The 4,353-nt window shown below is 71.4% G+C and carries 2 protein-coding genes; one reads left to right on the top strand and one right to left on the bottom strand.

All coding sequences use genetic code 11. The features are described 5' to 3' along the window. Positions 1–524 precede the first annotated feature (524 nt). Entirely contained in the window at positions 525–1,652 is a 1,128-nt protein-coding gene (locus WMF45_RS39360) for a DUF4419 domain-containing protein (RefSeq protein WP_437711079.1), read from the top strand. Positions 1,653–1,683: 31 nt separating this feature from the next. Here the strand turns inward: WMF45_RS39360 and WMF45_RS39355 are convergent, their stop codons facing one another. Next, positions 1,684–4,020: an AAA family ATPase gene (locus tag WMF45_RS39355; RefSeq protein ID WP_437711078.1), complete on the bottom strand. Its 2,337-nt coding sequence runs from the start codon at positions 4,018–4,020 to the stop codon at positions 1,684–1,686. Positions 4,021–4,353: the final 333 nt, after the last annotated feature.

Below are 4,353 nucleotides of genomic sequence, written 5' to 3'. Positions count from 1 at the left end.
GCGCCATGAATGACGCGAAACTCATGCGCTGCCAAGCGCCTCGCTCCTCGCCTGTGGAGGCGGGAGTTGCCGTGCCATGTCACCCTGCTCGGCCAGCAGCGATCTCTCCGGATCCGCCTTGTGGACCGGCAAATGCCCTGCACCTTCGCGTCCTCGTGGCGGTCCCCCGGGACCGAGTCCGCGCATGCCTCCAGGGCGACGCGGCGACAAGCATCGCGATTGCGGTCGGTCCGCCGAGCAGGTAGCCTGGCGCTCTGATTGCAGGCACGGATGTGTCATTTTTTTGCTGGAATGTTCCGCTGTGGGTGTGCGTTTGCTGCCTCTCCGCTCACGCGTCTGACGCACGGCCGTGCGTCGGCGCGCCCGACGAGATCGAGGTGCTGCCGGGGCGATTCCAAGGTTGAGCCCGCTGCGCGGCTGCCGCCGGCGCGAGTTGTCTCGCGCGGCGCGCTTGTGTACGAGGTTCTATCTACGGCAGCGCTGGCCCATGGAGCCTTCGCGCAGGGCCAGGAGGACGAGGAGCCATGAGCGTTACGACGATCGACGTTGCCGGGATCGCACCTTCGACGGAGCTCCTGCCCGCGTTCGACGAAGAAGCTTCGGTGCAGAGCCTGCTCGTCTCGCCGATCGAGGCCGCCTACCGCCATCGCTTGCCGCTCGTCGGGCGCACGGACGTGCACCCGCTCGTCCAGGCAGCGTACATGGCCTTCACCCAGCGCTATCCGCTCGTTCTCTCGCCCGACGTGATATGGCTGTGCCTGGCGCGGGGGCTCACGCTCCACATCGCCTCGAACGAGGCGCAGCGGCGCAAGTTCATCCGGGAGGACCGCGATTTCGAGCTGACGCTCGACCGGCCTGATTTCACGCTCGGCCAGGTGAACCCGTGGCCCGTCACGTTCTCGGAGCTCTCCGCCCAGACCGCAGCGCAGGTCGGCGAGCTAAGGGAGCTCCTGGCAGCCAGCTTCTCGACGACAGGGCCGGTCGAGCGGGTGGCCTCGGAGCTCACGGTGACAACCCCGCTCGCGCCGCACTTCGCGTGGGAGCCGCCGTTCCCGGCCGACATGGTGTTTCCGACACCCGGAATCCCGCGCATCTACCTGATGGGTACGGCGGATGACTGGCGCTCTGTGCGGCAGCGCGCGGAAGCGTTCGGACAGCTCGGCGCGGAGCGCTGGACCCGCGCGCTCCTGCCCGTGCTGGACCAGATCATCGCCTCGGCGGAGGGGCAAAAGCCCCCGGATCCGGCGTTCTGGCGCGCCTTCTTCCGGTACGAGAACGCGGCGGACGAGCTCACCGGCTGGATTCACGTGCTCTTCCCCTACCTCCGCGCGTGGCCCGCGGATCACTTCGTCCCGAATACACACCTCGACGGCTGGCTCGAGCGGTGGACGGCGGCGGATACTCGGCGCAACCCGCTCTTGGCGCTGGCGGATCCGCAGGGGCCGGGGTTCGCTCGGCTCCCGCCGGCGCTGGCGAGCGCGCCGCTGCGGCTCGTCGATGCGCACCGCCAGGAGCACTCCCTGGAGCTCGTCAGCGGGCTCATCGGCGTCACACAGGACCCGCACTCGCTCGCGCTCATCCCGGAGTTCGTCTGGGCCATCTTGCACGAGGAGCCCGGGGCCGCGGCCGACGAGCCCGTCGAAGCGGGCTGAGCGCCGGCCGACCGCCGCTCCCTCCTCACGTCTACCCGAACCGCACCTCGAGCCCCGCGCCGCCGCCCGCCACCACGACCTCTCGATCCCTGCACCCCGGATCCTCCGCCATGCGCGCCGCGATCGGCGTGATCACCCGCTCCTCGATCACCCGCTTCAGCGGCCGCGCCCCGCGCCTCGGATCGAACCCCGCCTCGGCCAGGAAGGAGCGCGCCTCGGGCAGCACACGGAGCCTCAGGTTGCGCCGCACGAGCCCGGTGCGCGCCTCGGCCTTGGCGAGCTCGAGATCGACGATCCTGAGCACGCTGTCCCGCCCGAGGCCCTGGAACTGCACGACGTGGTCGATGCGGTTCACGAACTCCGGCCGGAAGTGCTCGCGCACGCCCGCCGGCGCCGCGCGCCGCGCGCCCGGGGGCAGGGCGCGCTCGTCGTCGCCGCCGAAGCCGACAGGCGCCCTGTCGGCGACGCCGAGGTTCGAGGTCATCACGATGAGCACCATCCGGAAATCCACGTGGCGCCCGTCCTCGTCCGTCAGCCGCCCCTCGCCGAGGATCGCGAGCAGGAGGTCGAACACCTCGCGGTGCGCCTTCTCGATCTCGTCGAGCAGCACGAGCGACAGCGGCTCCTGCCGCACGCGCTGCGCCAGCGTCGTCGCGTCCGGCCCCGCCGCGAGCAGGCGCGCCGACGAGCCCGGGAGCCTGTACTCGCTCATGTCGAGCCGGATCATCCGCCCCTCGTCGCCGAACATCGACCGCGTGAGCTCCTTGGCGAGCTCCGTCTTGCCCACGCCGGTCGGGCCGACGAACAGCAGCGTTCCGCACGGGCGCTCGGGGTCGTTCATCCCGGCCTTGAAGCGCGCCAGCACCCGCGCCGCCGTGTCGCACGCCTCGTCCTGCCCGATCACGCGCCGCTTCAGCCCGCGCGCGATCGTCTCGGCGCTCGCGGGGATCTCGTCGGCGATGAGCTCGATCGGCAGCCCCGAATGGCGCGCGTAGGCCTCGGACACGTCCCGCGGGTACAGCACGCGCGAAGGCGCCGCTCCGGCCGCCTCCGCCTCCCCGCCGGCCCGCGTACCGGCCTCCTGCGCGAGCCAGTCGAAGAAGCGGAACGCTTTGCCGGGGAAGAGCACGTCGCGCCGGAACATCGCGAGGTGCTGCACAAGCCGCTTCTTGCCCGCCGGGTGCAGCCGGACGCGCGTGTCCTTCCGCGCCTCGTACTCCGCGAGCAGCGCCGGCACCGCGGCCGCGTCCGGCTCGCGCAGCCGGACGATCTGGAAGCACGCCACGAGCGAGGCCGCGCGGCGCTGGCACGCCTCGAGCTCCGGCTCGGTGCACTCCGCGATGAGGCTCACCTCCCCGGTCCGGAGCGCCGGCAGGAACACGTCGCCGATCGACGCGCCGTCCGGCTGCGGCCGCAGCAGCGGCAGGAGCGCGCCGACGTGGAGCAGGTCCCCCTCGTGCGACAGCTCGCTCACGAGCCTCAGGCACCTCGCCTGCCACATGCCGAGGTACTTCATCCCGGCGAGCAGCCGATCGGCCGAGGTGCTGAACAGGCCCGGCGAGCTCGCGCGCGCCTTGTCCCTTCGCCACGCCGCGAACCGCCGCGCCAGCCGGTGGACCCAGGTCGTCTTGCCGACGCCCGGGCCGCCCACCAGCAGGATCGACGGCATCGACGCGGCGCGCGCGGCGCGCGCCGCGTCGAACAGCGGCAGCGCCTGCTCCAGCTCCTCGGACTCGCCCACCGCGAGCGGCAGCCGCTGGCGCGCGGCCTTCTCGACGAGATCCTCGGAGACGGCGTGCAGCGTGGGGCGCTCGTCCTCCGGGCGCCGAGCGCTCCGCCCGGCGCGCTCCATCCGGCGCGGCGACCACGGGCGCACGTACTCGTCTCCCTCCCGGCGAAAATCGAAGAGCGACCGAGGGGACTCGCCGAGCAGCGCGCTCGTGACGAGCTGGCGGAGCACGTCGGGCGCGATCGAGAGATCCTCGAGGACCACCGACCAGCCGAAGCGGGGGAGCATCACGCGGACGCCGCCCTCGGCGAGCTTGCTCGCGAGGTACGTGAGCCGCAGCGGGATCTGGCGCCGGCCGACGACGGCGGTCCGCTTGACCGTTGTCTGCGGGTGGACGTCGACGTCCAGCGAGCGGACCTCGAACGACTCGTCCCACAGGTAGCGATCGAGATCGTCCTCGTCCGTGGCGAGCCTCGCGTGGAGCTCGACCTCGATCGCGCGCAGCACCTCGTCCTCGGAGGCGCCATAGGCGGACGGCGCCGGCCGATCGAAGAGGAATGCCCACGTGCGCAGGAGGATCCCGGTGAAGCGGCCGTCGTGGTGGGCGATGAAATAGACGCGGAGCGATTTCTTGGTCATACGGTGGCGGTGGAAACGCGCAGCCTGACCGCGCGAGCCTACCACACCGAGGCAACGCCCCGCGCCGGGAGCGTCGCCGCGTTGCTCGGCCGCGCTGCTGGTTGTTTCGTTGCGCGCGCCGTCGTTTCATTGCTCCGCTCTTTCATTGAGCCATTGTGGCGATTCCGCCGCAGTCGTTCGCGCAGCGCCCGAGGAGGCCTGTCCCGGCGCGAGGTGGCGCGGCGCAGGAATACGCTGACGGTCAACTCAACGTCAGATCAACTCCAGGCGCCGTGGTGACGGCGTGCGTCAAGACGGCTGCGCGCCGCGACGCATGAACAACCGTGCTGCATA

Source organism: Sorangium sp. So ce448, from assembly GCF_051520915.1.
GTDB lineage: Bacteria > Myxococcota_A > Polyangia > Polyangiales > Polyangiaceae > Sorangium > Sorangium cellulosum_B.
This window is presented reverse-complemented; position numbering and strand designations above follow the sequence as displayed.

Bases quoted from the DNA above. Each gene is read 5' to 3' on its own strand.
- WMF45_RS39355 (WP_437711078.1), bottom strand. From the start codon at position 4,020: ATGACCAAGAAATCGCTCCGCGTCTATTTCATCGCCCACCACGACGGC.
- WMF45_RS39360 (WP_437711079.1), top strand. From the start codon at position 525: ATGAGCGTTACGACGATCGACGTTGCCGGGATCGCACCTTCGACGGAG.